Raw genomic sequence first — 25,955 nt, 5'->3', positions numbered from 1 at the left:
AAGACCTCGACCTCACCCTGGGGCTCAGGCGGCGAGGTGCGCCCGCACGAACCCGGCGGCCCGGTCCAGGGCGGCGGCGCCTTCGTCGAGGACGGCTGCGAACGCCTGGAACACGTGCGGCACGCCCGCGGTGACGTCGAGGACGACCGTGACGTCGTCGGCGGCGGCCCGGCCGGCGAGCCGGATCGCGTCGTCGAGCAGGATCTCGTGGGTGCCGACCTGGACGAGCAGTGGGGGCAGACCACGCAGGTCGGCGTGGACGGGGTTGACGGTGGGTGCGGCGGGATCGGTGCCCCGCAGGTAGTCGCGGGCTCGCACGCGGAGGGCGTCGGCGGTGAGTGCCGGGTCGTCCGCGGCCTTGCTCGTGGCGCTCGCCCCGCTGACGGCGAGGTCGACCCACGGAGACATCAGCAGGCCGGCGCTCGGCATCGGCAGGCCCGCGTCGCGGATGTTGACCAGGGTGACGGCGGCGAGGTTGCCGCCGGCGGACTCACCGGCGATGGTGACGGTCGCCGGGTCGACGCCGGAGTCCAGCAACCCGCGGTAGGCGGCGAGTGCGTCGTCGGGGGCCGCCGGGTGAGGATGCTCGGGGGCGAGGCGGTAGTCGACGGTGACGACGCGGACCTGGGCGCGCCGCGCGAGATCCGCGGCCAGACCGACCGAATCCGCCGCTGATCCGAGGGCGAAGACCCCGCCGTGGAAGTAGAGGACGGTCCCGAGCGGCGTCTGACCGTCGATGACGACCTCCAGCGCGGGGACGCCTCCGAGCGCGATCGGCGTGACCCCGACGTCGCCGGGTACCGGCTGCGCGGTGAGCACCTCGTGCAGCACCACGCGCTGCTCGGTGACGTCGCCTCCGAAGTCCATCGGGGCGTGGCGCAGGAGTGCGTCCACGGTGGTGCGTTGCTGCTCGGACATGGAGTCCTCCACGAAGTCGGTGACATTCTGCCACTAAGAACATTAGCACTAAGAATCATGCCGCTGTGGATCGAGCTGCTAAGGTCGCCTCGCGTACCGAGGAGGCAACCCGTGGACTACTGGCAGGTGTTCGACGATCTGGTCCGACTGGAGACCATGCTGTGGAACTCCGTCGACGCCGTGCTGCTCGAACGGTGCGGCGTCAGCCTCGGCGCCTTCAACGCCATGACGGTCATCAGCCGGACCGTCGACTGCCGCGTCCAAGACCTCGCCGACGCGCTCGCCATCACCGTCGGCGGGGTCAGCCAAGCGGTCGACCGGTTCGAGAAGCAGGGCCTCATCGTGCGCCGACCCAACCCGGCCAACCGCCGGTCCTCGCTGCTCGAACTCACCGGCGCGGGCCGGGTCGCACTGACCGCCGCGACCCAGGTGGTCGACGACGAACTCGCGGACCGGCTGGCCGGGCCCCTCGGGGAGAGAGCCACCGCGCAGCTCGGCCGGTCCCTGCGGACGCTGCGCGCCGCCGCCGAAGCGGGTTCCGACGAGAGCTGATCCCGGCGACGGGAGGTCGGGCGGTAGCGTGCGCCCCCGTGACCGACCCCGCCGACGGACACCGGGCCGTGATGAACTCCGGTGCGCTCTACGTGGACTTCGGTGAGGGGAACGAGGACCTCGAAGCGGCGCGACTCCGCGGCAAGGACCTCGCCGACAGCTACAACCTCACGCGCGGTTCCGAGGCCGAGGAACGTCAGCGGCTGCTGGCGGAACTGTTCGGCGACCTCGGCCCGGACGCGTTCATCGAACCGCCGCTGCACGTCGCCTACGGATCACACACCCACATCGGACGCGACTTCTACGCCAACTTCAACCTGGTCGTCGTCGACGACGCGCAGGTCACCATCGGAGACCGGGTCCTGTGCGGACCGAACGTCACGATCAGCACCGCCGGTCATCCCGTCCACCCCGACCTCCGCCGAGGTGGGCGGCAGTTCTCCCTGCCCGTCACCATCCAGGACGACGTCTGGATCGGCGCGCAGGTCGTGCTCCTGCCCGGGGTCACGATCGGCCGCGGATCCGTCGTGGCCGCCGGAGCGGTCGTCACCCGCGACGTCCCCGCCGGCGTCGTCGCCGGCGGGGTGCCGTGCCGCGTCCTGCGTCCGATCAACGAACGCGACGCCGTCTTCACCCCCCGGCAGCCGCGGCCGCCGCACGAGGAGTAGAGCCCGCGCCGGAGCGCAGACCTCGTGGGACGGTCAGGCGAGGGACGCGGTCATCCGGATCGACACGAGCAGACCGGGGAACGCGGCGCCGAGTTTCGCGGCGTAGCGGGTGGGCGGGTCGACGGGGAACCAGCGGGCGTACTCCTCGTTCATCCCGGCGAAGTCGTCCGGATCGGTCAGCAGGACCCCCACCTCGATCACGTCGTCCAGGTCCGCCCCTCCGGCTGCCAGGACCGCCCGGCAGTTCGTCAGGGCCCGACGGGTCTGTTCCTGGATCGTCGCGCCGGCCATGGCACCGGTGGCGGGAACGACTCCCGTCATGCCCGAGACGAGCACCAGCGAGCCGGCCCGGACGCCTTGGCTGAACAGCGGTGAACTCGGCGCGTCGGGTGTCGTGATGATCTGTCGTGGCACGGGTGGTCTCCTCCGGGTCGACACACCCTCCCACGCCGGGAGCGCGCGCGTCAGGTCACGACCAGCGAGCTCACCTGGGCCGAGGCGCCCGCGGCGGCGACGTACCTCACGTAGCGAGCCGTGACGGCGGGATCCACGTTGTGACTCGTCGCCGACCGGCTCGACGCGCCCTGCGTGACGACCGTGGTCCAGGAACTGCCGTCCGCGGAGACCTGGATCGTGTACGCCGTCGTGGTCGCGGGAGTCCGCACCTCGACGGTGTGCACCGGACGGGCCGTGCCGAGGTCCACGGTGAGGCTCGCGCCCGGCGCGGTGGCGTTCCAGGACGTCGCGTCGGTGCCGTCGACCGCGCCGACCGGCGGGTAGCTCGGATCGGCACTCGTGGCGGTGACCGGGGCGCACCGGGCGACGTCGGCCGTCGGGGTCGCGGCCGGCTGCCGGGTCGGGAGCGTCAGCGCGGCGTTGCGGGTGACGGTCTTCGTCCGTCCGTCGGCGAGACGGATCGGCATCGCCGGGCCGGCGGTGAGCGTGACGGTGGTCTTGCTGGAGCCGACCGCGACGTCGAAGGTCCGCCCCTGCCAGTGCAACCCGGTGAGGTTGACGCCGGGCAGCTGCGGCGGGAGGGACGGGTCGAGCGTCACGGCACCGGTCCCCCACCGCAGACCCGTGAACCCGTAGAGGAACTCCTGTAGGTAACCGCCTTCCGCGGTCGTGAACGTGAACGCGCCGCCGGTGCGCGTCTCCCGCGCCTGGTCGAAGGGGCGGGTGAGGAACGGCGTCGAGCTGCGCTGGAGGTAGGTGTACGACGAGCACCCGGGTGACCCCAACTGCGAGGCCACGATCGACGCGATGGCGTCGGTCATCGACGGCCCACCGAGGTCGGTGTGCTCGGTGTAGTAGTCGAGGTCGTTCTGTCCCACGGCCTTGCTCATCGGCACGTTGAACGGGTACTGCAGCAGCGTCACGTCGGCCTGCTTGATCGTGGCGCCGTCGTAGCCGTCGTACTCGGGGTGGATGCCGTTGGTGGCGTCGTACGGGATCCGCATGCCGTCGGCGACGGTCGTCCACATCGGGTCCGGCGTCTCACCGAGAACCGTTGCAGCCTGCACCGCAATCCGCAGCGCGGCTTGCGCGCCGGCGTTGGTGGTCACGCTGTCGTCGACGTTCGTGTGGTACTCGTCGGGGCCCTGGACGTCGGCGATGCCGTAGCTGCCGTCGGCCGACGCGGTGGCGCGCGTGGCCCAGTACGCCGCGATGTCCCGCAGCACCGGCCAGGCCTTCGCGAGGTACGTCTTGTCACCGGACGCCTGGTAGTACTGCCACTGCGCGAGGGCGATTTCGGACTGCACGTGCAGTTCCTGCGTGCCCTCGGGGTTGCCGGGCGGGGTCGACTCGACGCCGGTCAAGGCCGACTCCCACGGGTACTTCGCCCCGGCGATGGGGTGGTCCGGGGTGGAGAGGGCGGCCGCCGCGGCCTGTGCCGCGGGCAGCAGCTTCTGCCGGTAGGTGTCGGCCTCCACGGCGAAGTCCGGGTGCTGGGCGAGCAACGCCGGGTACATCCACGTCTCCATGTCCCAGAAGACGTGGCCGTTGTAGCCGTCGGACGACAGACCACCGGGGCTCGCGCTCCAGCTGACGCCCGGCCGGGTGCTCTCGAGCAGGTAGAACATCGCGGCGCGGATCTGCGCGGTCATCGCGGGGTCACCGGGGATGCGGATGTCGGACTGCCACAGCCGTGCCCACGCGGTGGCGGTGCGTCCGGCCACCCCGGCGGTGCCGGTGGTGGCGCCCTCCTCCGAGGCCGCCATTGCGGCCTGCTGCGGAGTGGCGTCGGTGAGCGTCCGGTCGGTGTCCACCGAGGACGCGACGCCGACGAACTTGGTGATCGTGTAGCTCCGGCCGCTGACGACCTTGAGCTTGGCCTGCTGGCCGACGGTGCCGGCGGGCAGGTCCGCGATCGGGCGCGTCGGGACGACGAGGTCGCCCACGCGCAGCGAGGACGCGACCCCGGCGGTGACCAGCCCGCCGGTCGTGGTGACCGTCTCCTGCAGGGTCGCGGACTTCTGGTCGACCGAGGAGGCCGTGACGGTCGCGGTGTCCAGGCTGCGGCCGTCGAGCAGGTCCCCGACGGTGGCGGCACCGCTCCAGTGCGGCACGACGGTGAGGGTGACGGTTCCGAGGTGGCCGTGCGACTGGTCGGCGGCGACGGCGTACGTCAGGGTCGACTTCCGACCGCTCGGGGCCGTCCAGTCCAGCGAGGTGGTGATGGTGCCGGTGCGCATGTCGAGCGACTGGCGGTAGTGCGAGGTGGTGCCGACGGTGGGCTTCGGCGCGACGGCCGTGGGCAGGTCCGCGCCGACCGGGAACGCCGTCACGTAGTCGACGTTGACCTGGGCCGAGTCACCCTCCCGCGTGGTGATCTCCAGGCGGTTCGCCCCGGCGGTGAGGGTGGCCGGCACCTGCACGACCCCCCAGGTGTCCCAGTTCGCCAGTGGCGGCAGGGTGAGCTGCTGGTAGCTGCCGTTGACGCCGAGCGACACCGTCTGCGTCGCGCCGGTGCCGTTGGCGTACCGGACGGCGACCGTGGCAGGTCCGGCCGGCGCGCCGGTCACGGGGAAGGTGCCGGTGGCGCCGATGAACGGCGCGCTGTTGTGGGCGAGGCCCGCGAGGAACCCCGGAACGGTCGAACCGCTGTGGTCGGACTCGATGTCCGCGCCGCCGGACGTCTCGGCGTACGCGCCGGGGCACAGCACCCCGAACGCGCAGGTGAAGCCCGGCGGCAACCCGCCGTACGAGGTGGTGCCGTCTCCGAACGCCAGCGACGTCCACATCGGGAGACTGGCCCGCTTCTCGAAGGAGTCCGGCTGACCGTAGAACCCCGCGAGTTCCGCCTGGGTCTGGATCGGCGAGGCGCTGTACCCGACGCCTTCGGCCGGCACGCGCGCCGCGAGGTAGCCGTTGCCGATGAAGGCCGGCGCGTACCCCGCCCCGGTGTCGGTGGTCGAGAGCACCCACCCCGCGGCGGACGACGCCGCGGGGGCCGCGGGCGCCGCGGCAGCGGGGCCACCGGCGACCGTGGCCGTCGCAGCGGCGAGCACGCCCAGGGTCAGAGCGGAGACCCGCGTGCGCAAGGGGATGGTGCGGACCGAGGTGGTCATGGTGGGTCGCCGTTCTGGAGGAGGTGGGGCGGGGAGGTGTGGTGCGGGGCCGGGTCGGCGGACGCAGGGCGTCCGCCGACCCGGCGCGGTGCTCAGCTGTACGAGACGACGAGCGTGTCGTGCACGGTCCGCTTCGGTGCGTGGACCGTCAGCGTGCGCGTGGCCGAGTCCCACGTCCACGACGCCGCCGTCACCCGTGTGCCGTTGATCTTGACCACGGTCGGCGCGGTGGCGTTGGTGAACCGCACCGTCCAGGCCCGGCTCTGGACCTGACCCGAGAACGCACCGATCGCGGCGCCGATCGTGACCTTGTTGCCCGCCGCGGCGATCGCGGTGGTGGCCGAGCGGGTGGACGACGTGGTGCCGTCGTCCTCGTAGAGCGTGCTCGACCCGTTGGCGCCCTGTGCAACGGTCACCGTGGCGGCGGTCAGCGGGTTCTGCACGTCACCGGTCACGTTGTTCGTGCGGGTGGTGACGATGCCGCCGGAGCGGACGAACACGGGCATGGTCGACAGGTCGGTGGTGACCTGCGCGGTGGTGCCGCCCTTGTAGGTCTTGCCGGTGAACCAGTCGGTCCAGGTGGACCCGGCCGGGAACCACACCGACGACGTCGAGCTCGTGCCGGGCGTGGTGACCGGAGCGACCAGGAAGTCCGACCCGTACAGGTACTCGTCGTCCGCCTGGGCGTAGGCCTCCTGCTGGTCCGGGTACTGCAGGTACAGCGGGCGCACGATCGGCAAGCCGGTCGTCTTGGCCTGCTGGGCCAGCGTGTACGTGTAGGGCACCAGGTTCTCCCGCAGGTTCAGGAACGCGTCGGCCGAGCTCTCCGCCGCCGGGCCGTACTGCCAGGGCAGCCGGTCGCTGTGGTTGGAGTGCAGCCGGTCGATGGGCTGGAACGTGCCGAACTGCACCCACCGGGCGTAGAGGTCGTCGGCGAGCTTGGTCGAGCCCGGTTCCGACCCGGGGAACTGCGTACCCCCGGTGTGACCACCGATGTCGTGGCTGATGGACGGCAGACCGGTGGCCGCACCCTCACCCGGGGTGTAGCCGACCTCGTAGGCGAGCGTCGCCCAGTCCGACGTCGTGTCACCGGTGAAGTGCAGCGTGGTGCGCTTGTCCGCCCACGGGCCGGTTTCCGCGGGAGTCGAGTTGCCGTACCCGCCGGTCGAGAGCGTCCCGTAGGCCCGGGAGAACGCGAACCCGCGGTCGACGGTCTTCTGGGTGTAGTCGGCGTACGCCTGGTTGATCCACGCGTCGCCGGTCACGCCCGGCAGGCTCGAGGTCGAGGAGTCGCAGCACCAGTCCATCCACCACAGGTCATTGCCCTGTGCCTGCATGGTGTCGTGCAGCGAGAGGTACGCCGCGAGCTGGTCGGGGTCGCCGAAGTCGAAGACGTAGCAGTCCTGACCGCCGCCACCACAGGCGCCCGGCTTGAGCTTGCCCTTCGCGATCGCCTGGGCCGCCGCGAACTGCGGGTCCGACGCCAGGATGCTCGGGTGGATGTTCAGTGACGTGTGCAGGCCCTGCGCGTGGGCCCAGTCGAAGTACGCCTTCGGGTCCGGGAACTTGCTGGGGTCGATCTCCCACCCGTTCCACTGGTTCGGCACCTTGAAGTCGGTGTCGGTGACCAAGACGTCGAGGGGCACGCCCTCACTGCGGAACTTCGGCAGGATCGTGTTCTCGTAGTCGGCCGCCGTGCGGTCGTAGTACTCCGAATACCAGGTGCCGTAGGCCCAACGCGGCAACAGCTTGGCCGGTCCGGTCAACGTCGACAGGTCCTGCAGTGCCGCGCCGTACTGCTGCCCGTAGCCGAAGACGTAGCCGTCCTGGTAGGGCTTGCCGCCGTGCGACGGACGCGGGGTCACCTTGCGCACGGAGGGGTCGAGGACGGCGGACGGGGTGTCGTCGATGAGCGACCAGCCGTCCTGGTAGAGCAGTCCGGGGTTGGTCAACGCCCCGGCGTCGACGCCGTCGATGCTGCGGCGGTACCCGCCGAGCGGGGCGTGCGGATCGAGCACGGGCGAACCCGACTCGACGAACGCGACCGTGTCGACGTTGACGTTGCAGCTGGCAACGGTCGGGCAGCCGAGGGTGACCTGGTCGGTCCCGGCGGTCAGCGCGACGGGCACGGTGATCGTCCGCCACGTGTCCCAGCTGCTGGTCGGGCGCAGGGTGACGGTCGTCGGTGCCGCCGAGCCGACCTGGACGGTCATGGTCCGGGTCTGGACCGGCTGCGAGCCCGCGGTGCTGTTGGCGTACCGCAGCTGAAGCGAGGCCTTCCCGGTCTTCGGCACGCGGGTCACGGTGAACGTGTCGGACGCGCCGACGTTCTCCAGCCCACTGAGGAAACCCTTGGCGGAGTAGCCGTTGTGGTCGGTGGCGACCTTCGCGCCGCCGGCGAGCGAACCGGTCTCGGCCTGGCAGACCGCACCGAAGGCACACGGCGTGACGACCGGCGCCGCGACCGGCGGGTAGTCGGCGCCCGGCGTGAGCACCGCGACGTTGTCGAGGTTGAGGTTGCCCGAGTCGTTCGCGGACCGCGCGACGGTGACGGTGTGCGACCCCGCCCCCAGCGTGACCGAAGCCCGGGCGACGGCCCACGTGTCCCAGTTCGCCGTCGGCGGCAGGCTCAGGGTGGAGGCGGGACCGCCGTCGGCGGACACGCTCAATGTGCGGGTGGTGATCTGACCGTCGCCGCCCTGGAAGTTGGCGTAGCGCGCGGCGAGGTCGTAGGTGCCGGCCGTCGCGACGTTCACGCGGAAGCTCAGGGCGTTGCCGACCTGTTCGAAGCCCGCGACGAACCCGCTCCCGGAGAAGTCGGCGTGGTTGGTGGCCTCGGTGAGGCCGGTGAGGTCGAGACCCTCGGCCTCACACCGCACTCCGACGGTGCAGCTCGGCGCGGCCGTGCCGCTCCACGGGGTCGCGGTGATCCGGTGGCCGCCGTCGTCCACCTTGAGCTGGAGGTTGTTCGCGGTGAACGGGCCGGACCCGACCTTGTAGCGCAAGGTCACGGCGTTCGTGTCGATGGTCAACCAGCCGTTGACGACCTTGGACGTGAAGGCCGTCTTGGCGAACGAGTCGCGCCCGACCGCGTTGAACGTCGCGGCGTCGAGGAACGCGCCGTCACCGGCGTACTCGGTGCGGATGAGGGTGGGCGAGAGCACCTCGAAGCGGGCCTGACCGGACACGACCGCGTTGCGGGCGGCCGGCACGGTCGCTGCCGCGACCGCGGGTGGCTGCGACGCCACGGCGAGGCCCACGCCGAGCGCGGTCGCGGCGAGAGCGGCGACCGAGCGACGCACGGCGGGACGGAGGGGACGTTTCACAGACGAACTCCTGGATCGGTGGGGAGGGACACGAGGGGCAGGGTCGGAGGACGGGGTGGGGCGGTGGTCGGGCCGCGGCCCTGGGACCGGTCGGCGAACTGGGTGGTCTCGGTGAGCACGAGGCTCAGCGCACCGACGAGTGAGGCCCGCTCGCCCAGCGGCGAGACGGTGAGGTCGACCGGCGGGCCGAAAGGCAACGTTGTCAACGCGGCCCGGACGGGGTCCTCGAGCAGGGACCCCAGGGCGACGAGCTCACCGCCGAGGACGACGCGCGCGGGGTCGAGGACCAGGACGAGGTCGGCCAGCGCCTGGGCCAGCACCGACGCGCCGTCCTCGACCACGCGACGTACCCGGTCCGATTCATGGGCACGTTCGACGAGTTCGGCGATGGTCGTCGCTCCCCCGCGGGAACCGATCCGACGCAGCATGCCGTCGCCGCCGGCGTAGAGCTCGAGGCACCCGCGGCGCCCGCACCAGCAGCGCTCGGCACGGTCGTGCACGGTCACGTGCCCGAACTCGCCCGTGTACCCGCTGCGACCGCGGAGGATCCGGCTGCCGCGCGCGACGCCGAGGCCGATGCGGCTCGCGACCTTGACGTAGAGCACGTCACCGTCGCCCGAGACCGGTTCGCGCAGGGCCTCGCCGAGCGCGCCGAGGTTGGCGTCGTTCTCGGTGACGACCGGGATGTCCCACCGGTCGGCCACCCGCTCGGCCAGTACTGAACCGTTCCATCCCGGCAGGACGTCGGGGACCGCCAACCGACCGCCGCCGGCCGTCACGGGCGCGGCGATGCTGATCGCGGCCCCCACCAACGCGTCGGCGTCGACGTCGGCCTCGGCGACGGCCTGCTCGATCTTGGCGAGCACCAGGTCGATGCCCCGGTCGGCCGTGTGGTCGCGCGGCACGGTGGTCCACCGTTCCGCCAGCACGCTGTGCGACAGGTCGCCCACGGCGACGGCGACGTGCCGCACGCCGATGTCGACGGCGATGGCGGTTCCGGCGGACTTGTCGAGCGCGACCTGGGAGGCCGGGCGGCCGGGAGTACCGGCCGCGGCGGGCGGACGCTCGGCGATGAGTCCGCGAACGGCGAGTTCGTGGAGGAGGCTCGAGATCGTGGCCCGGGAGAGCCCGGTGTGCTCCACCAGTTCGGCCCGGGTGGCCCACCCGGCGCCTCGGAGGACACCGACCACGCGCGCCCGGTTGGCCGCGCGGAGGGCCCCACTCGTGGGCTGCACCCGCCGGGGGGCGGGCAGCACCTGCTGCGTCACTGCGTCGGAACCCCTCTCGCGACCTCGTCGTCGTCGTGCCTCGGGCACTGTGCTCCGCGAGGTCGAATTCCGTCAAGACTTGTACAAAACCGACCGGTTTCTGCTGGGGCGTCGACCGCCTCCGCGTCCGACGTCACCGACGTCGGGCGACGTCCCGCCGGCGGTGGGTCTCGCGTGTCGCGGTACGTTCCGCGCCAGCGACTGACAGGGGAACCCGGTGAGAACCCGGGACTGACGCGCAACGGTGAGGCCGGTCGACCGGCCCGAGTCCGAACACCTGGCGGTCGTCGTGTCACTGCGGAAGCCTGTCCACGCGAGCGGGCGGCGGCCGCCCGGCTCCTGCGACCTCCGGGCTGCGGTGCGGGGCGTTCGACGCCTGCGCCCCCACCCGAGGAGCTCGATCCCCGATGCCCACGCCCTTCCCCCGTCGCGCCGCTCTCGGCCTGACCGTCCTGGCCACCACGACCGCGTTGGCGACCACGCTGGCCGTCCCCGCCGCGGCGACCTCGACCTCGGCCGCCGTCGCGACGTCGGTCCAGCGCGGCGTCACGTACGTCAAGACGTTGCAGGCGTCCGACGGCAGCTTCACCACCTCGGGCCTGTCGAACGAGTGGGCGTTCAGTGCTCTCGCCGCCGCCGGCACCGCGGCCGTCGACGTCGTTCCCTCCGGCAACACCGGGGGGAACGCCCGGGCGGTCTACCGCAACCAGGTCGCCGCGAGCACGTGGCCGAGCAGCGCTCCCGTCGTCACCGACTACGAGCGCGGGATCCTCAACACGTACGCGGCCGGCACCGACCCGGCACGGGTCTCCGCCCAGCGCAACCTGCTGGCCGACCTGGCCTCGTACTGGCAGCCCGCCGCGCCGGGCTACTTCGGTCCACCCGCGAACTTCAACGGAACCGTGTTCGGCCTGCTCGCGTTGGCGGGCGCGCGCACCCAGTCCGGCGCGGCGCGGGTCCCGCAGCGACTGCTCGACACCGTGACCGCGGTGGTCCGCGCGAACCAGCACGACGACGGCGGGTGGGACTTCACCCAGGCCGCCGGCAACGCCACCCGGCTCGCCGCCACCAGCGACATCGACATGACCGGCGCGGCGATGGCGGCCCTGTGCAGCAGCGGCGTCCCCGCCACCGACACCGCTGTCGTCGCCGCGCGCAACTTCCTCGCCGGCAAACTCGTCACCACTACCGGTGCGTTCAACTCCGCGTTCGGCGCGAACACCGACTCCAACGGCTGGGCGGTGTCCGGTCTGAACGCGTGCGGGATCCCTGCGCAAGGCGGCACTTTCACCACGTCCGCCGGCAAGACCCCGGTCGACTTCCTCATCGCCCAACAGCTGAGCGCGAGCGGCGGGTTCAGGTACCAGCCGTCCAACACGACCGCGACCGCGTACTCCTCGATCGACGCCCTCCGCGCCCTGGCCGGCGGCGGGTTCACCGCGGCACCCCCGACGCCCACCGGTGGTGCGGCCCGTTGGGTGGCCACCACCTCCTTCACGTCCGGCACCGCGACGAGCGTGGCGCTCGTCGTGGACACCGGCGCGACCGGCGGCCTCACCGTGTGCAAGGTCCCGTTCGTGCCGACGTCGACCACCACGACCCTCGGTGCGGTTCTGGACGCCGCCGCTGCGAACGCGTCACCGTCCGGGTGTGTCACCGGCGCGTCGCCGACCTCGGGGACCGGCACGATCACCGCGCTCAACGGCAGGACCAACACGGCGTCCTCGACGTGGAAGCTCAGCATCGACGGGTCGAGCGCGAGTACCGCCAGCCGCGGCGCGGTCGTCAAGCTCGGCGACACCGTCTCGCTCGCGTACGGCAGCTGATCCGTGGGCCGGTCGGCGCGTCGATCAGCGCGCGCCGACCCGCGGGGCGTTGTACGCCTGCGCCCACACGCGTGGTCCTCCCGCGACCGGGGTCGCTGCGGGCCACGACACCGTGACCGTCCGCGACTCCCCCGGCAGCAACCAGAAGTAGTTGTCGTCGTAGAACGCGGGGAGAACGCGCTTGCCCGCGGCGTCGCGGACCGAGAGCCGGACCATCGCCGCCACCGTCGTGCCGGCGTTGCGCACGGCTACCGAGCGGCGGGCGTCGCCGCCGGCGGGGTCCATGGCGGCGGTGCTGACCACGAGCCTGGTGGGCGCGCCCGTGGTGAGCACCTGCATGTCCGTCGGTTTGCGGTAACGCCAGTAGGTGTTGCGGGACACGACCCGGCGCGCCCGGTCGGTGAACTCCAAGCGCAGCAGGTGCAGGGCAGGGAGGTTCGCCTTGAACGGCATCGCGAAGGCCTTGCCCGTGGTGGTCGGGCCCACCGTCACCGCGCGCTTCAGCGTCCGCAGCACCGTTCCGTCCAAGGCGTACAGCGTGGCGGTGACGACACCCCGTGCCTGACGGGTCGTGTTGTTGGCGACCTTCACCGTCCAGTCCGGGAGCGATGCCTGCACGTGTACCGGTTCGCACGCGCTGCGCGCGCCGTAGTAGGCGCCGTTGACGTCGAAGTCGTAGTCGTAGGTCTGCCACACCGTGGAGTACCAGGCCGGGTGCGACATCCAGAGCAGCAACGCGGTCGCGTCACCGGTGAGGTTGGCGTTCCAGGCCTCGAACATCGCGCGGTGGTTCTCGTAGTTCACGAACTGTGCCCGCCGGCAGAACTCGTCGAGCGTCGACGACGCGCCCAACCGCGCGTCGATCGCTGCCTGGTAGGAGGCGGTCTGCTGGTTGGCCGTCGGTGACCAGTCGTGGTGGTTCCAGACCTCGGTGATCGGCCACCCGGGCTCGTCGCCCACGAGGTTCTGCATGGTCTCGGTCACCGGGACCACCGGCATGCCGATCTCGGTGTGGAAGCCGAACGCGCCGGTGTCGTAGCTGTCGCGGTCGTAGTAGGCCGCGGGCTCGATCCACCGGTACGGCCCGTGGCCGCTGACGACCCCGCCCGCCGAGTTGGGCACGTACAGCGTGCCCGGGTGCAACTGCGTGACCGCTGCGGCCATCCCCTGCCCCAGGTGCAGCGGCGGTTCCTCCTCGTTGGCACCGCACCACACGACGATGCTCGGGTGCGTGCGGTAGCGACGGATCGTGTCGGCGGCGATGTCGACGTATCCGGGGATGTCGTCCAGGAACGTCCCGGCCTCCCAGAAGTCGTTCCACACCAGGAGTCCGTAGCGGTCGCAGAGGGCGTAGAGCTCTTCCCGGTCGCTGCTGCCGAGCCAGTTGCGCACCATGGTGAAGTTCATGTCACGGTGCATCCGCACCGCGGTCTCCAGTCGGCCCTCGGTGCGGCGCAGGAGTTCGTCCCAGCCCCAGTTGCCGCCGCGGGCGAACACGGGCACGCCGTTCACGCTGATGCGCAACTGGGTGACGCTGTTGTCGACGGCCTTGACGTCGGTCCAGGTCTGACCGTCGTCGGAGGCCTGGATCACGAAGGTGCGCGCGTACGCCTGCTCCCAGTCGATCTGGACCTGGTCGAACACGCGCGCGGCGCCGAGGTCCACCTGGATCCACTGGTCGTCGGTGTAGCTCGACGACCACCGTGTCCGTGGGTTGTCATCGGTGGCGTTGCCCGCGGGGTTGCCGTCGTCGGACGACGCCGTGGCCGGCTGGTGCAGCGCGAGATCGGTGTCGGGATCTGTCGAGTCGAGCACCGACAGCCGCCACATCGAGATGCCGTAGCCCGTGGCGCGCTTGTGGCCCTGGATCCGCAACCACCGTGCGGTGGTCGGGGGGAACGACTCGGTCTGGACGGCGGAATCGCCCAAGGCCGCCGCGTTGTCGACACTCTGCACGTCCGTCCACGCCGCACCGTCGGCCGAGACCTGCACGACGTAGTCGAGCGCGTAGGCGCTCTCCCAGGCGATCTGCACCTGGTCGAACGCGGTCGTCGCGCCGAGATCGACCTGGATCCACTGGTGGTCTTCGTGGCCGGAGGCGAACCGGGTGGTGGGATCGCCGTCAACGGCCAACGCCGGGCTGTGGCCGTCGTCCTCCTGCGACGACGCGGTCGCCGTGTGCCCCTCGGCGAGATCGTTGTTGCTTGCAACGGAGTTGACCACGGCCAACCGGTACATGGAGAACCCGTACCCGGTGGCCCGGCGCCCGAGAGCCACCCGCACGAAGCGTGCGTTCTGCGGGCCGAGGTCGACGATCTGTCCGGGAGCCGTACTTCCACTGCTCACGATGAACGTCGGGGCGGCCGACGGCGGCACGACGATCGGTTGGGCGCTCGCGAAGTCGAACTGGCGGATGCCGAACTGCACCGTGCGGGTGTCGCTGAGGGCGTTGGCGCTGCTGACGGTCACGCTCAGGTCGTGCAGGGCGGGCTCGCCGTACCCGTTCGGCCACCACAGCTCGGGGTTCTTCACCATCAGAGGCGCGAACTGGTCGGGGTCGAACACCACGTCGGTGCTGCTCGTCGCGGGAACGGTGACCTGTTGGGCCAGCGAGACGCGGTCGAAGGCGATGCGCACGGTGACCGTCTTCGCCTTCGCGCCGACGTTCCGCACCGGCACGACGACCCGCACGCGGGCGACGTCGACAGCGGGCAGGTTCGGCAGGGTGGTGTCGATCTGCGGGTCACCGATGACCACGGCACCGGTGCTGCGCAAGCGCACGTGGTTCCAGATGCCGCTCGCCCGGTCACGCACGGCGGGCATCCAGTCCCACCCGGACGAAGCGAGATACGTGGGCGAGTCGAGGTACAGGTGCCCACCCTGCACGAACGTGTTGCCGTTGTCGCTCTTGTCGCCGGGGTTACCCGGGTGGGGCATCGGCGTGATCTTGACGGCGAGGCCGTGCTGCCCGCCACCGGCGGCCAGTGCGGACGTGACGTCCCACCGCGCGCGGGCGAACGGGTGCACCAGGGTGCCGACGTTCGTGCCGTTCAGCCAGACGTCGGCCTGGTGGTTGATCCCGTCGAACTCCAACCAGACGTGCCGTCCGGATGAGGTGTCGAGACCACGCGGCAGGGCGAACACCCGGCGGTACCACCACGCGTGGCGAGACAGCGCCTCCGGGATCTCCAGGTTGGCGAATCCTTCGACGGGATCTGGGAAACGCTCCTGCTCGACCAGACTTGTCAGCACCGTGCCCGGCACGGTCGCCGGCAGCCAGCGCTCGACGCTGGTGCGCGGCGCAGCCAGGTCGGCACCGGTGGCAGACCCGGCGAAGTCGTCGAGGGTGAGCTCCCACCCCGACTCCAGCGGCACCGAGCCGTCGGCGGCGACGGTGAGCGCAGGCGCGGATCGGCGCAGGCCGTCCCAACTGGTCCACCCGCTCGCGGGCGGACGGGTCGCGGTGGTGGTCCCCCACACCTGGAAGCCGTTGAGGCCCACGGGGTTGGCGTTGGCCTGCGCGGTGGCGGTCATGCGCACCCAGCGGGCCTTCACCGGGGCGTCGAGCGTGATCGCCACGACCCCGCCCGGCCCGCTGGTGGTCGCGTAGACCTGCTTCCACGTCGTCGTGTCGGTGCTGACCTCGACAGTGAAAGCGGTCGCGGCGCTCGACAGCACCTGGCTGCCGTCGGTCTGCCCGTAGTCGCCGTCGAAGGGCGGGTCGGACGCGAGGGCCTCGAACGTCAGGGTCACGGCCTCGACGGTGCACGAGGCCTGCAGGTCCACGGTGATGCTCGCCGGCCCGTCACCGCCCGCGCGCCACCCGGAGCCTCGGACACCCACCTCGGACAACTCGTCGACCGCGAACGACGCCGGGGTCGCGGCGTAGGCGGTCGAACTGGCCGTCGCCGGCCGGAAGAGTGCGAGGTCCCGCCGCGTCGCGGCAGGCGGGCCGGCCGGAGCTGCTTCGGCACTCCCCGGCCATGCTGCGGCCACGCCCCACCCGGCCAACAGGGTGGCGCCACCGGTGAGGAAGGCCCGGCGGCTCGCACCGCGTGCCGGTTCGGCGTGGGTGTCGGACGGGCGGGCGGACGGCGAGCGGCTCATCGGCGAGTCCTCCAGGTGGGATCGGGATCTGACAGCGTTGTCATCACTCGAGACGCGATGACAACGCTGTCAATCTGCAAGGGCGAGACGGTCGAGTCAAGGGGTCTGCGCCGATTACTTGACGATGTGCCGCAATCGACCGACGCCCGCGCGAGGTGTCCGACTCGTCGAGCAATCCGCCGCACCCGCCGCAGGACGCCGAGCGGTCCTGCCCTCGGGAGCCCGCAGGAATCTCATCGCAGGTCCGCGGACTCCGGAATCGACGGCGGACCCATGCCCGCGATGCCAGGGCGAGGACGCGGCCGGTCGAACGCCGTCAGCGACGCCCCCAGGTCACGGCCGCAGCCACCGGCGGCGCGACACCGGCACGCAGTTCGGGATCGGGGGTTGCTCCGAGAGCGTCGTTGACCGTCGAGAACGCGATCCGCAGCGCCACGAAGACCGTGACGGCCATGATCTGCGCGTCGTCGAAGCCGACCTCCCGCAAGGACGTGACGTCGGCGGCGGTCGCGCCGTTCGGGTCGCGGGTGACCACCCGCGCCCACCGCGCTAGGGCGCTCTCCTGCGTGGTGAGCGCCGAGTCGTCACCGACGAGGACGCCTGCTGCCAGCTCGGCATCGGCGGCTGCGGCCAACTTCTGACCCCAGGCGAGCGAGCAGTACGCGTCGCCCAGGGTCGAGGCCGTGGCCGCCACGAGGATCCCGCGCGTCCGCATGTCGAGCCGTCCCTGCTTGACGCACCGTCCCAGCAGGGCGAACAACCCGTCCAGCGTCTCGGGCATGTGACCCCACAACCGCGAGGCGTTCATGACGTAGCCGAGGTCGTCGAGGTCCTCCTGCCGGAGGCGTTCGGCCGCGGCCGTCGTGGGCGCGGCGGACAGGAAGTGCCCCGGCGGTTCGTCGGTGTGCTCGGGAACGTCTCCGACGGGCTTGGTCGCGACGTAGCCGACGACGAGGATCACGGCGCGCAGGGGCAACCCGGCCCTCACCCGTTCGGCGGCCACGCCGCGGGCGTGGGCGAGGAACCGGTCCTCCCCCACGGCCGCGACGGCCTCGTAGCCCGGACCGGTCGAGGCCAGGGCGCGCGCGAAGTGGTCGGGGTCGGCGAACTCCCACGCGAAGGGGATGTCGTGTCGCGCCACATCCTGGAAACCCCACCGCTGCAGCAGTTCCTCACCGGCACCCGGACGCCCGAGCTTCACCATCGACGCCTGGTTGGTGACCTTCTCCGCCGTGGCCAGGGTGAACGGCGACAGCGCCCACGCGCCCGGGGACGCCTTGATGTGACCCCAGACCGTGAGGCCCAGGCGGCCGCCGGGGCGCAGGACACGACGCGCTTCGGCGACGGCGTCGGGCGTCGTGCCCCAGATGCCCCGGAAGCTCGTCACGACGTCGAACGTCTCGTCGCCCCACGGGAGCGCGTGCATGTCGCCGACCTGCAAGTCCGCGTCCGGCAGGCGGTCGCGGGCGACCGCGATCAGCCTCGCCGACGCGTCCAGGCCGGACACCTGCGCTCCGCGCGCTGCGGCCAACTCCGCAGCGAGTCCGGAACCGCACGCGATGTCGAGGAGGTGGTCGCCGGCTCCGACCCCCAGCAGCTGGTGCACGGCCACGTACTCACGGCAGTTCGCGGGCTCACTCAGCGTCGCGAACTCGGCCGCCCGCCGGCCCCAGCCCTCGTCCACCAGCGTCCACTGCGGTCGCGGCGCTCCGAGCTCGGGCCCGGAACCACCGACGGCATCGACATGATCGGTCGTCACGCCTCACCGTAACGGCGCGGACGGACGTCGACGGTGCATCTTCGGGCAGAGGCGGACCGTGCGGTCACACCTCGACGCGACGCCCCGTGACCGCCGAGCGTGTGACGGCGTCGAGCAGCCGGTGCCGACGCACGCCGTCCGCGAAATCGGGGACACGATGTCCGCCACCCGTGAGCTCCCGCCGGATCCCGGCGTAGGCGTGCGCGAGGGTGTGCAGGTGGGTCCGGGCGAGGTGCGGGAACTCGTCGTATCCCGCCGGCACCGGCATCTCGACGAGGGGGTCGCTGCGGCGCGCGCTGCGGATCGTCACCGGCGCGATGTGCGGGTGGTTCGCCGCGGTGGCGACGAGCGATCCCGCCGTCCCGTCGATCGTCAGCGAGAACCCCGCACCGGAGCTCGTACCACCGCGCTGGTGCGCGGACAGCACTGCACCACTGTGCAACGTTCCCGACACGGCGATCTGGTCGACCGACGTCATGGGCACGGATCGGCCGGTGCGGCCCAGCGGCACCAGCGGGTGGCGGGTCGCGGTGGTCGCCACGACGTCCATCAACTCCCCCACCACCATCAGCACCGGGTCGATGGCGTGGCCGAACCCGATGCCCAGCATCGAAGCACCCTGGTCGCGGTCGAGCGTGTACAGCGCGCCCTCCGACACCGGGGATCCCCACTCGGAGACGGACGAGAGAACCGTTGCACTGAGCACGTCGCCGACGTAACCGTCGGCCACCAGCGCCGCGAGCCACCGGAACGACGGTGAAGACCGCCCCTGCAGACCGACGAAGGTCGGCAGGCCCGTCGCGGCCGTCGCCATCTCCTGCGCCTCGTCGACGTCCAGCGCGAACGGCCATTCGCAGAACACGGCCGTGCCCGCGGCGGCTGCCGGCAGGACCAGTTCGCGGTGCCGGGGCGTCTTCACGGTGACGACGACGAGGTCGATGTCCGGCGCGGCCGCCAGTTCCTCGACCGAGGCGTAGGCCGGCGCTCCGTGGGCGGTGCCGGCCGCACGGCCGGCCGCCTCGGAACTGGCGACGAGACCGCGCAGGCGGAAACCACCGGCCGCGGCCATGGCGGGCAGGTGCGCACCTGCTCCCCAGCCGCCGGTCGCGCTCAGCCCGACCACGCCGACACCGACGGACTCCACCGGTGTCACCAGTTCCACGCGGACATCGTCGTCTCGACCACGCCGCGCAGTTCGCGGCGCCCGGCACCGCCGGCCGCCTGGACGGCGATGCCGAAGGACAGGGTCATGACGTAGCGTGCGAGACGCGCCGGGTCGGTGTCCGCGCGGAGGTCACCCTCGTCGACCGCACGCCGGAACCGCGCCTGCAGACCGGCCCGGGCCGTGTTGCGCCAGGCCGTCAACAGGTCGTGCACCGCCTGACCGGACGCACTGGCCGCGAGCGCACCCTGTACGCCCAGGCAGCCATGGGGCGAACCCGGACGGGTCGTCGCCTCGACCGCGCCGATCAGGAACGTCTCGACCACCTGACGTGCCGTCGGCTCCCCCACCGCACGGGCCGCGTAGGAACCCGGCCCCTCGGTGTAGCGCTCGAGCGCCCGCCCGAACAGCTGTTCCTTGTTGCCGAAGGCGGCGTAGAGGCTGGGTTTCCCGATCCCCATCGCCTCGGTGAGGTCGGTGAGGCTGGTGGCCTCGTAGCCCTGCCGCCAGAACACGTCGACCGCCCGGTCGAGGGCCTCGTCGAGATCGAACTCCCGCGGTCGGCCGGTGGCAGTGGTTCCCCGTGCGGCGTCCATGCAGCTGATCCTACGCGAGATCTCTACCGATCGGTTCAGAAGCTGCTACGGTTCTGTACCGAACGGGACACAACACGACGGAGGACAGATGAAGACCAGCAAGCTCGGCGATCTCGAGGTCTCACGCATCGGCCTGGGCGCCATGGGGATGAGCGCGTTCTACACCGGCGCCGGGCGATCGGACGACGACGCCGTCCGCGTCGTCCAGCGCGCCGTCGACCTCGGGATCACGCACATCGACACCGCGGAGGCGTACGGCCCCTACCTCAACGAGGAGCTCGTCGGACGGGCGTTGCGGGGCCGGCGCGACCAGGTCGTGCTCGCCACCAAGTTCGGCCTGGTCTCGCACACCGGTGGTGAGGTCCCGGACAGCTCACCGACGAACGTCCGCGCGGCCGTCGAGGGATCGTTGCAGCGTCTGCAGACCGACCACATCGACCTCTACCACCAGCACCGCCTCGACCCGGACACTCCGATCGAGGACACCGTCGGGGTGCTAGCCGAGCTCGTCGCCGAGGGCAAGATCCGCCACATCGGGTTGTCCGAGGTCGGTCCGGACACCATCCGCCGCGCGCACGCCGTCCACCCGGTCTCCGCGGTGCAGTCGGAGTACTCGCTGTGGTCGCGCGACCCGGAATCCACCGTCCTCCCGACGTTGCGCGCGTTGGGGATCGGTTTCGTCCCCTACTCCCCGCTCGGACGGGGTTTCCTCACCGGCACCATCCGCTCGCTCGACACGCTCGACGCCGACGACTGGCGCCGCACCAACCCCCGCTTCGCCGACGGGAACCTCGAGCGCAACCTGCGTCTGGTCGAGGTGGTCGAGACGGTCGCCGGCGAGGTCGGCGCCACCCCGGCCCAGGTCGCACTGGCGTGGCTGCTCGCGCAGGGTCACGACATCGCGCCCATCCCCGGCACCACGCGCCTCGCACGGTTGGAGGAGAACGCCGCTGCCGACGACGTCACCCTGACGGGGGCGCAGATCGCCCGCCTGGACGCCCTGACGCCCGCATCGGGCGAGCGGTACGACCCGGCCGACATGGCGGCGATCGACGCGTGACCACCGAGACACCCCGTCGGATCCCACCTCCGCTCCGAGCCCCCTTGAAATCGGGGTGAAGCACGTGTGATCCTTCCGCGGTCAGACCGTCACCCCGGTGTTGAGACCGCAGCGCGAGGTGTCGTGGGCCCGCTGCGCCCGCACCTCTCCGGATGCGCTGCGACGTGGGTCCGCACCACTGCGGCGGCACCCGGCCGACCTCCCCGGATCAGCCGGGGCTGCCCGCAGACGGTGCACCGGGCCGCGTGGAACCAGGACCCCCGACTGGAGCCGCGCCGTCCGCCGCGTGGTGGCATCCGTTCGGACCTGCCGGTCGAACGGGTGTCACCACGCCGGCCCGACGACCGGTCCGCGACCGGTGAGCGCCGGCGCGTGGTAGTCACAGTGGGTGCACCCGAACCCCTCGGCGGAGCGGCACACGGTCGTGGCGCTCGTCCTGCCGGGCGTCATCCCGTTCGACCTCGCCATCCCGGCCCAGGCGTTCGGTCAGCTGCCGGAGCACTACCGGTTCGAGGTGTGCGGTGTCGAACCCGGACCGGTGCCCACGACCGCGCCGTTCGCCGTCACCGTCGGTGCCGGGCTCGACCTCCTGGCCGAGGCGGACACCGTGGTCGTGCCCGGGTTCCGGCCGCTCGACCGACCACCGCCGGCCGCACTCGCCGCCCTGCGCGAAGCCCACGCCCGCGGTGCGCGGGTGGCGTCGGTGTGCGTCGGCGCGTTCGCGCTCGCGGCCGCCGGGTTGCTGGACGGCCGGACGGCCACCACCCACTGGAAGGAGGCCGAGCACCTGCGCGAGCGGTTCCCGGCGGTGCGGGTGAACGCCGACGTCCTCTACGTCGACAACGGCCGGGTGCTGACCAGTGCCGGCCTCTCGGCGGGCGTCGACCTGTGCCTGCACATGATCCGGGCCGACCTGGGCGCGGCGGCCGCGGCGTGGGCGGCTCGGCAGCTCGTCGTCGCAGCCCACCGTCCGGGCGGCCAGGCGCAGTTCGCGACGCAGGTCGCCGACGACGACGGACTGTCCGAGACCTTCGACTGGCTGGTGGCCGAGATGCACCGCCCGTTGACGGTGAGCCAGATGGCGCGTCACGCGGGGATGCCCGAACGTTCGTTCGCACGGCACTTCAAGCTCCGCACGAACATGACGCCGACCCGGTGGCTCACCACCCAGCGGGTGCTCGAGGTGCAACGGTTGCTCGAGACCACCGAGCTGTCCGTTGAGGAGATCGCGTCCCGCACCGGCCTGGGGACGGGGACGAGCCTGCGCTCCCAGCTCGCGCGTCACCTCGGCACCACGCCGACGGCGTACCGACGGGCGCACCGACGTCAGCTCACCACTGGCTGAACTCTTGCGACGGCTGGCCGGATCGCCGAGGACGGGACCGGGCGCCGCGACCGAGACTGGATCGCATGACCCACCTCGACGATCTGCTCGATCGCAACGCCGTCTTCGCCGCCACCGACGCCCGGCTCCACGTGCCGGCGATCCCGTTCCTGCCGAATCGGCAGGCCTACGTCCTGACCTGCATCGACCCCCGGGTCGATCCGGCCGCGATCTTCGAACTCGACCTCGGTGACGCCATCGTGGCCCGCACCGTCGGCGGACGCGTCAACGACGGGTTCCTCGACGACCTCGCCTGGATCAGTTACCTGCACGAGGTCAAGACCCCGGACGCCGAGTGGTTCGAACTGGCGGTGGTGCACCACACCGACTGCGGTTCCGGCCTCATGGCGGACGACGACCTGTGTGCCGGGTTCGTCGCGCGTGGTTACGACGACCGCGTCCTGCGCGACACCGCGGTGGTCGACCCGGCCGCGACCGTCCGGATCGACGTCGCGAAGATCCTGGCCGCGCCGAACGTCAGCGACCGGGTCGCGGTGTCCGGCTACACCTACGACGTCGCGACCGGCCGGGTCGAACGGGTCGTCGACCCACGCCACTGAGTCCGTCGGTAACGACTCAGGAGGTCAAGCGCTCGCTGACCGTCCAGAGTCGCGCGGCGTTGTCCGGGTCCAGCGCGTAGGCGGCGTAGCCGTGACGGCCGTCGCTGGCGGAACGGGCCGCGACGGGCGCGGCCTCACCGCAGTCCTCCAGGTACCGCCCGCCGATCCCCTCGAGCAGCGGGGACACCGCGGCGAACACCGAGGTGGCGGCACCCTGCTGCACGGTCTTGAGTTCGGTGCCGGCACCGGCGTCGCGGCGCGCGGCGGCGAGCACCCCGGCGTCCACGTGGCGCTGGAGGTTCGTCGCGATACCGCCGGGCATGACGGCGTTGGCGGTGATGCCGTCACCGGCCCAGCGATGCGACGCCTCGACCGCGAACAACGCGTTGGCGGTCTTGGACTGTCCGTAGGCGGCGAACGGTGTGTACGCCACGAAGTCGAACGCCAGGTCGTCGAACAGCACCGGCGAGAACAGGTGCGCGGTCGAGGTCAGCGACACCACGCGCGCTCCCCCGGCCGCGCGCAGCCACGGGTGCAGCCCGACCGCGAGGCGGAAGTGGCCGAGGTGGTTGGTGGCGAACTGCTGCTCCACGTGCGCGTCGGTGAGCGTGCGCTCCGGGAGGGCCATCACGCCCGCGTTGTTCACCAGGACGTGCAGCGGTTCGTCCCACGCCTCCACGAACCGGCTCACCGACGCGAGGTCGGCGAGGTCGAGTTCGCGCACGTCGACGGCCGCCGACGCGTGCGCCCCGACGACGTCGTCGGCCGCGCGCTTGCCCGCGGCGGTGTCGCGCACCGCGAGGGTGACGGCGGCGCCGCGCGCGGCGAGCGTCCGGGCGGTCTCGATCCCGATGCCCGACGACGCGCCGGTGACGATCACGCGGCGCCCGTGCAGGTCGGTGTCGGCGGCGACCTCGTCCGCGGTCGTCCGGGCGGAGAACGGGGTCTGCAGTCTGCTGGTCACGGAATGTCTCCTCAAACGTAGTGAGCCTACGTTTCGGACTGTAGCAGCTTTCCGTAGACCGACTACGGTTGTGGTGTGGCGGCAGGACGAGCGGACGCGCAACGCAACCGGCAGGCGCTCGTGGACGCCGCCGCGGTGCTGTTCGTCGAGCGCGGCGCGGCCGTGCCGCTCGACGAGGTGGCCAAGGCGGCGGGTGTCAGCATCGCGACGCTGTACCGGAACTTCTCGACCCGCGAGGACCTGGTGGCCGCCACGTACCGCCGCGAGATCGACCACCTCGTCGACACCGAGTCTTTGCTGGTCGGTGGTGTCGACGGCGCCACCGCCCTCACGGCGTGGATCGACCGCCTCGTCGACTACTCCGCCACCAAGCGCGCGATCGCGGAGATCCTCCACGGCCTGCCCACGTCGTCACGACCTCCCGCCCGCGACGCCGTGGTCGCCGCCCTGACCGAGGTGCTGGCCGCGGGCGCCGACGACGGCACCCTGCGGCGCGACCTCGACGCCGACGACGTCCTGGCGCTGCTCTCGGGTCTGTGGAGCCTGGCCCCCGGTGGCGACGCCGCGGAGCGGGCGCGTCGGCTGGGGCGGTTCGTCGCCGACGGCCTGCGCGCCGAGCGTCAGCTCTAGGTCACAGGTCGTGGGCCTGGAGCCACTGGACGCAGGCACCCGCGACCTCGCGCCACCCGTGGTCGACGGTCAACGAGTGCCCGCGGTCGGCGAACTCGACCAGGTCGGTCTCGGCGGCGGAGTGCCGGTACTGCTTCAACGTCGCCTTGGTGACGGCCTCGGGAACGGTGTGGTCCTGACCGCCCGTCATCAGCAACAGCGGGCCACGGGTCTCGTTGTCGGTGTCGACGGCCGCCGGTGAGTGCGGCGAGAAGTTCGCGGTGGCCGCCTCGAACAGCGGCTTGCCCGGCGACGGAACGGCCCACCGCTCGTACAGCGCGTCGGACTCCTCCGGCGGGACGGCGTTGCCGAACCCGTAGCGGAACTGCTCCGCCGTGAGCATCACCGACTTGTGCTTGTTGGCGGGGTTCTTGAACACCGGCAGGGTCGAACGCAACGCGGAGATCGGCAGCGGCAGCACACCCTTGATCTGGGCAGCATCGATGGCGACGGCGGCTGAGCCCAGGTTCTGACCGAGCAGTTTCTCCGCGATCATCCCGCCGAAGCTGTGGCCGATCAGGACCGGCGGCGCGGGCAGATCGGCGATGATCTTCGCGAAGTGCTCGACGACGTCGTCGATGCCGATGTCGGCCACGGCGTCGGGTTCCGCACGGGCGGCCTCGACCGTGGCGGGCTCGCCGGGCCAGCCGGGCGCGACCGGTTCGTAGCCCAGGTCGGCGAACAGGTCGATCCACGGCTGCCACGAGGTGGCGTGCAGCCAGAGGCCGTGGATGAAGACGACGGGACGGGACACGGCGCTCATGGCGGCTCCTCGGACGGGCTGACGGGTCGCGGGGAATGGTCGCGGCCCTGACCGGTCGCCCGCGTGAGTCACATGACTGCACCCGTCGGCGCGGACCTCGGGGAGAGCCGTGGCCGAGTCAGGCGCCGTCGACCACGCGGCGGCAGGCCGCGAGGAAGTCCCGGGCGCCTTCCGGTGGGTCCTCGAGCCCCGCGGCGAACACGAAACCCGTGCGCAGCGCGAGCAACGTGCGGGCGGCGGCGTCGGGATCGGGATGGCCGGCCTCGCGCAGCAGCTGCGCGGTGGTGTCCTTCACCCACGTGCGCTGCGCGATCGCCGCCCGACGCACGGGGTGCTGACCGTCGCCGTACTCGGCGGCGGCGTTGACGAAGGTGCAGCCGCGGTACTCGTCGATCACACCGTCGTCGACCACCGCCTGCGCCCAGACCTCGAGGGCCCGCCGCGGGTCGCCCGCGTGCGCCTCGAGGATGCGCCCGACGGCGGCGTGGGCCCGCTTCGCGCGGGCGTCGAGGTAGGCGAGGACCAGGTCGTCCTTCGACGGGAAGTGCCGGTAGAAGGTCACCCGGGTGACCTCGGCCTCCTCCACGACGCGTTGGACGCCGACGGCCTGGATGCCCTCGCCGTAGAAGAGCCGGTCGGCCGTCGTGAGGATGCGGTCGCGCGCCTTGGTGGTGGCAGCGCGTTCCCGACGCGCCGTGGCCAGCGCGCGCTGGCGGCGTCCGGCCGCGGTCGCAGGCCGCCTCACCATGACACCTCCGTCGTCGCCGGAACGGGCTTGCGCTCCGGGCCCGCGACGGTACA

At 71.9% G+C, this 25,955-nt stretch carries 19 protein-coding genes and 1 riboswitch; of the genes, 7 read left to right on the top strand and 12 right to left on the bottom strand.

Annotated features, from left to right (window positions below; translation table 11 throughout):
* Positions 1–24 precede the first annotated feature (24 nt).
* Positions 25–930, bottom strand: coding sequence for an alpha/beta hydrolase (locus ACXR2U_RS01520; protein WP_458823148.1), 906 nt, complete (start codon positions 928–930; stop codon positions 25–27).
* A 99-nt stretch (positions 931–1,029) separates the two neighbouring features.
* On the opposite strand from ACXR2U_RS01520, the gene ACXR2U_RS01515 reads away from it, so the two are divergent.
* Both ACXR2U_RS01515 and ACXR2U_RS01510 read left to right on the top strand, forming a co-directional pair.
* A complete protein-coding gene (locus tag ACXR2U_RS01515; RefSeq protein ID WP_458823147.1) occupies positions 1,030–1,470 on the top strand; it encodes a MarR family winged helix-turn-helix transcriptional regulator in 441 nt (146 codons plus the stop codon).
* Positions 1,471–1,541: 71 nt separating this feature from the next.
* The gene (locus ACXR2U_RS01510; RefSeq protein ID WP_458823328.1) at positions 1,542–2,138 is read left to right on the top strand and encodes a sugar O-acetyltransferase; all 597 of its coding nucleotides are present in this window, start codon (positions 1,542–1,544) and stop codon (positions 2,136–2,138) included.
* A gap of 33 nt (positions 2,139–2,171) precedes the next feature.
* Here the strand turns inward: ACXR2U_RS01510 and ACXR2U_RS01505 are convergent, their stop codons facing one another.
* From ACXR2U_RS01505 to ACXR2U_RS01490, 4 genes are all read right to left on the bottom strand, one after another.
* Positions 2,172–2,552 carry a RidA family protein gene (locus ACXR2U_RS01505; protein WP_458823146.1) on the bottom strand — a complete coding sequence of 127 codons (381 nt, stop codon included), beginning with the start codon at positions 2,550–2,552 and terminating at the stop codon, positions 2,172–2,174.
* 50 nt (positions 2,553–2,602) lie between these two features.
* A complete protein-coding gene (locus ACXR2U_RS01500) occupies positions 2,603–5,710 on the bottom strand; it encodes a discoidin domain-containing protein (protein ID WP_458823145.1) in 3,108 nt (1,035 codons plus the stop codon).
* A 92-nt stretch (positions 5,711–5,802) separates the two neighbouring features.
* Positions 5,803–9,036, bottom strand: a complete 3,234-nt coding sequence (locus ACXR2U_RS01495) for a TIM-barrel domain-containing protein (RefSeq protein WP_458823144.1) — start codon at positions 9,034–9,036, stop codon at positions 5,803–5,805.
* Positions 9,033–10,304 (bottom strand): ROK family transcriptional regulator, encoded by a 1,272-nt coding sequence (locus tag ACXR2U_RS01490; RefSeq protein ID WP_458823143.1) that lies wholly within the window; start codon positions 10,302–10,304, stop codon positions 9,033–9,035. The genes ACXR2U_RS01495 and ACXR2U_RS01490 overlap by 4 nt, the downstream gene beginning before the upstream one ends.
* A 168-nt stretch (positions 10,305–10,472) precedes the next feature.
* Positions 10,473–10,603: riboswitch (cobalamin riboswitch) on the top strand.
* A gap of 108 nt (positions 10,604–10,711) precedes the next feature.
* Here ACXR2U_RS01490 and ACXR2U_RS01485 point away from each other — a divergent pair.
* Positions 10,712–12,130, top strand: coding sequence for a prenyltransferase/squalene oxidase repeat-containing protein (locus ACXR2U_RS01485; RefSeq protein WP_458823142.1), 1,419 nt, complete (start codon positions 10,712–10,714; stop codon positions 12,128–12,130).
* Between the two features lie 24 nt (positions 12,131–12,154).
* Here the strand turns inward: ACXR2U_RS01485 and ACXR2U_RS01480 are convergent, their stop codons facing one another.
* The 4 genes from ACXR2U_RS01480 to ACXR2U_RS01465 all read right to left on the bottom strand — a co-directional run bounded on the left by ACXR2U_RS01480 (position 12,155) and on the right by ACXR2U_RS01465 (position 19,754).
* Positions 12,155–16,237: a discoidin domain-containing protein gene (locus tag ACXR2U_RS01480; protein ID WP_458823141.1), complete on the bottom strand. Its 4,083-nt coding sequence runs from the start codon at positions 16,235–16,237 to the stop codon at positions 12,155–12,157.
* Positions 16,238–16,553: 316 nt separating this feature from the next.
* On the bottom strand, positions 16,554–17,996 hold the full coding sequence (locus tag ACXR2U_RS01475; RefSeq protein ID WP_458823140.1) for a methyltransferase domain-containing protein: 1,443 nt from the start codon (positions 17,994–17,996) through the stop codon (positions 16,554–16,556).
* A gap of 64 nt (positions 17,997–18,060) precedes the next feature.
* Entirely contained in the window at positions 18,061–19,158 is a 1,098-nt protein-coding gene (locus tag ACXR2U_RS01470; RefSeq protein ID WP_458823139.1) for a Gfo/Idh/MocA family protein, read from the bottom strand.
* Positions 19,146–19,754 (bottom strand): TetR/AcrR family transcriptional regulator, encoded by a 609-nt coding sequence (locus ACXR2U_RS01465; protein WP_458823138.1) that lies wholly within the window; start codon positions 19,752–19,754, stop codon positions 19,146–19,148. Before ACXR2U_RS01465 ends, ACXR2U_RS01470 begins: the two co-directional genes overlap by 13 nt.
* Before the next feature lie 88 nt (positions 19,755–19,842).
* Here ACXR2U_RS01465 and ACXR2U_RS01460 point away from each other — a divergent pair, with 88 nt between their 5' ends.
* From ACXR2U_RS01460 to ACXR2U_RS01450, 3 genes are all read left to right on the top strand, one after another.
* A complete protein-coding gene (locus ACXR2U_RS01460) occupies positions 19,843–20,814 on the top strand; it encodes an aldo/keto reductase (protein ID WP_458823137.1) in 972 nt (323 codons plus the stop codon).
* A 388-nt stretch (positions 20,815–21,202) separates the two neighbouring features.
* Positions 21,203–22,159, top strand: a complete 957-nt coding sequence (locus tag ACXR2U_RS01455; RefSeq protein WP_458823136.1) for a GlxA family transcriptional regulator — start codon at positions 21,203–21,205, stop codon at positions 22,157–22,159.
* A gap of 65 nt (positions 22,160–22,224) precedes the next feature.
* Positions 22,225–22,758: a carbonic anhydrase gene (locus ACXR2U_RS01450; RefSeq protein WP_458823135.1), complete on the top strand. Its 534-nt coding sequence runs from the start codon at positions 22,225–22,227 to the stop codon at positions 22,756–22,758.
* A 16-nt stretch (positions 22,759–22,774) separates the two neighbouring features.
* Here the strand turns inward: ACXR2U_RS01450 and ACXR2U_RS01445 are convergent, their stop codons facing one another.
* A complete protein-coding gene (locus ACXR2U_RS01445; RefSeq protein ID WP_458823134.1) occupies positions 22,775–23,722 on the bottom strand; it encodes an SDR family NAD(P)-dependent oxidoreductase in 948 nt (315 codons plus the stop codon).
* 75 nt (positions 23,723–23,797) lie between these two features.
* Here ACXR2U_RS01445 and ACXR2U_RS01440 point away from each other — a divergent pair, with 75 nt between their 5' ends.
* Entirely contained in the window at positions 23,798–24,352 is a 555-nt protein-coding gene (locus ACXR2U_RS01440; RefSeq protein WP_458823133.1) for a TetR/AcrR family transcriptional regulator, read from the top strand.
* A 1-nt stretch (position 24,353) separates the two neighbouring features.
* Here ACXR2U_RS01440 and ACXR2U_RS01435 read toward each other — a convergent pair whose 3' ends face one another.
* Positions 24,354–25,154: an alpha/beta hydrolase gene (locus ACXR2U_RS01435; protein WP_458823132.1), complete on the bottom strand. Its 801-nt coding sequence runs from the start codon at positions 25,152–25,154 to the stop codon at positions 24,354–24,356.
* A gap of 118 nt (positions 25,155–25,272) precedes the next feature.
* A complete protein-coding gene (locus ACXR2U_RS01430; RefSeq protein ID WP_458823131.1) occupies positions 25,273–25,902 on the bottom strand; it encodes a TetR/AcrR family transcriptional regulator in 630 nt (209 codons plus the stop codon).
* Positions 25,903–25,955 lie beyond the last annotated feature (53 nt).

The organism is Jatrophihabitans sp. YIM 134969 (genome assembly GCF_054456675.1).
The sequence above is the reverse complement of the archived record's forward strand: the minus strand, read 5'-3'. Positions and strand labels throughout refer to the sequence as shown.